Raw genomic sequence first — 3,556 nt, 5'->3', positions numbered from 1 at the left:
GCCCTAGTCGGCCGTGATGCCGCCCTTCTTCACCACCTCGGCCCAGCGCGCGGCGTCCTTGGCCACCAGGCGGGCGAAGTCGCCGGGGCTGGAGACGGCGGGCACCATGCCCTGCGTCTCGAAGGCGGCCGCCACGTCCGGCTGGCGCAGGATGCCGGCGATCGCGCCGTTCAGGCGCTCGACGATCGCCGGCGGCGTGCCCTTGGGCGCGAGCACGCCGTACCACATGTCGACGCTGCCGGTGTCGATGCCGGCCTCGGCCAGCGTCGGCACGTCGGGCAGCTGCGGCACGCGCTGGTCGCTGCCCGCGGCCAGCGCCTGCAGCTTGCCCGCCCTGATGTGCGGCAGCGCCACGTGGACGGGCAGGAACATGAAGTCCAGGCGGCCGCCCAGCAGGTCGGTGACGGCGCCGGCCGTGCCCTTGAAGGGCACGTGCAGCATCTCGATGCCGGCCTTCTGCGTCAGCAGCGCCATCGCCAGGTGGTGCGGCGTGCCGACCCCGGGCGTGCCGTAGGTCAGCGCGCCGGGGCGGGCCTTGGCCTCGGCGACCAGCGCCGGGACGGTGGCCGCCTTCTGCGCCGACGGGTTGCGCACCAGGAGCAGCGTGCCCCAGGAGGTCTGCGCCACCGGCGCGAAGTCGTTGACCGGGTCGTAGGGCAGCGACTTGTACAGGCTCTTGTTCATCACCAGCGTGCTGACCTGCACCAGCAGCGTGTAGCCGTCGGGCGCGGCGCGCGCCACGCGCTCGCTGCCGATGTTGCCGCTGGCGCCCGGCACGTTGTCGACGACCACCGGCTGGCCCAGCACCTGCGGCAGGCGCGCCGACAGCTGGCGCGCCACCAGGTCGATGCCCGTGCCCGGCGTGTAGGGCACGACCAGCGTGATCGGCCGGTCCGGCCAGGCCCACGCGGACGCGGCCATGGCGCAGCCGGCCGCGAAGATCGACATCCAACGAAGCATTCCGAATCTCACCTCTTGTCTCCTTCCGCCGGCCCGTCCGGCTGCAGGTGTCTGCGCTGCATCAAGGCATGGCGCCTCGAACGATGGCATTAGGCCATCGACGCGCGGACAAAGAGAAATTCAGGAATCACATGAATTCATATGAGTTCCATATGGGCACCGCAGGACGGCGTCAGCGCGACATCCGCGGCAGGTCTTCCGACAGCACCTCGTCGAAATCCTTCATCGCCTGGGTCTGGGCCGCGCCGCGGCGCGCGATCCGGTAGAAGCCCAGCTTCATCTGCGGGCTGCCCAGCAGGTCGATCTGGACGCTGTGGCGCCGGCAGGCGGCCACGGCGAAGGTCGGCATGACGGCCACGCCGAAGCCCGCCTCCACCATCGAGATCATGGTGGCGATGAAGCTCACCGGCTGGCTGCTCTCCTGCGCCACGCCGAGCTTGTGCAGGTGCAGGTCGACGGCGCGCTGGATCGGGTTGTCCGCGGGCAGCGTGATCAGGCGCGCCGAGCGCAGCGAGGCCCAGCTCGCGCGCCCCAGCCCCGTGGGCGGCGTGTCGGCGGGCGAGACCCGCATCAGCGGGAACTGCGCGATCTGGCGGCGCACCAGCCCGGCGCTGGCCTTGAAGAAGAAGCCCAGCCCGATGTCCGCCGCGCCCGACTCCACCGCCTCCTGCACGCCGCCCAGGTTGTCGTCCAGCAGCTGGATCCTGACGCCGGGATGGTCGTCGCGGAAGCGCGCCAGCATGTGCGGCAGCAGATGGGACGACACCAGCGGCGTGGCCGCGATGCGCAACTGCTGGCGCGTCTGCTTGCCCATCGCGTCCATCTCGGCCGTGGCGTCGTCCAGTTGCGCCAGGACGGACTCGGCGACGACGGCGAAGCGCCGGCCCGCCTCGGTCAGCACCACCGCGCGCGTGGTGCGGTCGAACAGGCGCGCGCCCAGCTGCCGCTCCACCTCGCGCACGAGGATGCTCAGGCCCGCCTGCGTCATGTGCACCCGCTCGGCCGCGCGCGTGAAGCTTCCGGCGCGGGCGACGTGCAGGAAGGCCCGGATCTGGCGCGTCGAGAGATTCATATGGTGTCATTATCAGTTCATGTCATAGCTAAATTTGCCTGATGCATCGGCCTGGTGCCTAATTTCCGGATCCACGGAAAAAGAGAGAGCACGCAGCATGTCGAAGCAGGAGATTTCGCGGGGCCGGGACTGCCAGGTCGCCATCGTCGGCGGCGGGCCGGTGGGCATGGGGCTGGCCATCGAGCTGGGGCAGCGCGGCATCCGCTGCACGCTGGTCGAGCGGTACCCCGAGCCGCAGCCCATCCCCAAGGGCCAGAACCTGACGCAGCGGACCATGGAGCACTTCCATTTCTGGGGCGCGGAGCAGGCGCTGCGCGCGGCGCGCACCATTCCCCCGGAGTACGGCATCGGCGGCCTGACCGCCTACGGCTCGCTGCTCGGCCCCTACCACTACGACTGGCTGCAGCGCGACCTGGTGCGCCCCTACTACTTCACCGCCAACGAGCGGCTGCCGCAGTACGCCACCGAGGCGGTGCTGCGCGCGCGCGTGGCCGAGCTGCCTTCGGTGCAGGTGCTCTACGGCTGGGAGGCGACGGCGGTGGCGCCGGCCGACGACCACGTGACGCTGACCGTGGCCGAGCGCGGCGGCGGGGCCGCGCGGACGCTGCGCGCGGACTGGCTGGTGGGCTGCGACGGCAGCCGCTCGCTGGTGCGCACGCAGGCCGGCATCACGCAGACGCTGTCGGACCACGACCGGATGATGGTGCTGCTGGTGTTCCGCTCGCGCGGGCTGCACGAGCTGCTGGCGCGCTACCCCGGCAAGTCCTACTACAACGTGCTGCAGCCGGAACTGGACGGCTACTGGAAGTTCTTCGGGCGGGTGGACCTGGGCAGCACCTGGTTCTTCCATGCGCCCGTCCCGCCGGGCACCACGCGCGACAACTTCGACTTCCGCCGCTACCTGCACGAAGCCGTCGGCGCGGAGTTCGACGTCGAGTTCGAGCACGTCGGCTTCTGGGACCTGCGCTTCGCCATCGCCGACACCTACCGGGCGGGGCGGGTGTTCGTCGCCGGCGACGCGGCGCACAGCCACCCGCCCTACGGCGGCTACGGCGTCAACACCGGCTTCGAGGACGCGCGCAACCTGGGCTGGAAGCTGGCCGCGGTGCTGCAGGGCTGGGGCGGCGAGGCGTTGCTGGACTCGTACGACCGGGAGCGCAGGCCGGTCTTCGAATCGACCGCGCGCGACTTCATCGCCCGGTCGATCGAGACCGACCGGCAGTTCCTGCATGCGTTCGACCCCGGGCGCGACCGTCCCGCCTTCGAGGCGGCATGGCGCGCGCGCAGCGAAGGCGCCGTGGGCGAGGTGCATGCCTTCGAGCCGAACTACGAAGGCTCGCCGGTGGTGGCGCCGTGCCCCGACGGCCGTGGGACGGGCGGCAGCGCGGTCGGCTCGCACGCCTTCCAGGCCCGCCCCGGGCATCACCTGGCGCCGGCGAGGCTGTCTTCGGGCGCCAATGTCTACCAGCGGCTCCAGGGGAGCTTCACCCTGCTGGCCTTCGGCGCGGAACAGGAGAAGGTGGA

At 71.3% G+C, this 3,556-nt stretch carries 3 protein-coding genes; 1 reads left to right on the top strand and 2 read right to left on the bottom strand.

Annotated features, from left to right (window positions below):
• Nucleotides 1-3: 3 nt before the first annotated feature.
• Together ACIY1X_RS25525 and ACIY1X_RS25520 are read right to left on the bottom strand one after the other, a co-directional pair.
• Entirely contained in the window at nt 4-960 is a 957-nt protein-coding gene (locus ACIY1X_RS25525) for a tripartite tricarboxylate transporter substrate binding protein (protein ID WP_399686251.1), read from the bottom strand.
• A 172-nt stretch (nt 961-1,132) separates the two neighbouring features.
• A complete protein-coding gene (locus ACIY1X_RS25520) occupies nt 1,133-2,032 on the bottom strand; it encodes a LysR family transcriptional regulator (RefSeq protein WP_399686249.1) in 900 nt (299 codons plus the stop codon).
• A gap of 97 nt (nt 2,033-2,129) precedes the next feature.
• On the opposite strand from ACIY1X_RS25520, the gene ACIY1X_RS25515 reads away from it, so the two are divergent.
• On the top strand, nt 2,130-3,556 hold a 1,427-nt coding region (locus ACIY1X_RS25515; RefSeq protein ID WP_399686246.1), incomplete at its 3' end, for an FAD-dependent monooxygenase.

It is taken from the genome of Xenophilus sp. (assembly GCF_044462705.1).
In the GTDB taxonomy this organism is placed as follows: domain Bacteria; phylum Pseudomonadota; class Gammaproteobacteria; order Burkholderiales; family Burkholderiaceae_C; genus Xenophilus; species Xenophilus azovorans.
Note: the sequence above shows the minus strand (reverse complement) of the source record. Positions and strands in the feature narration are given on the sequence as shown.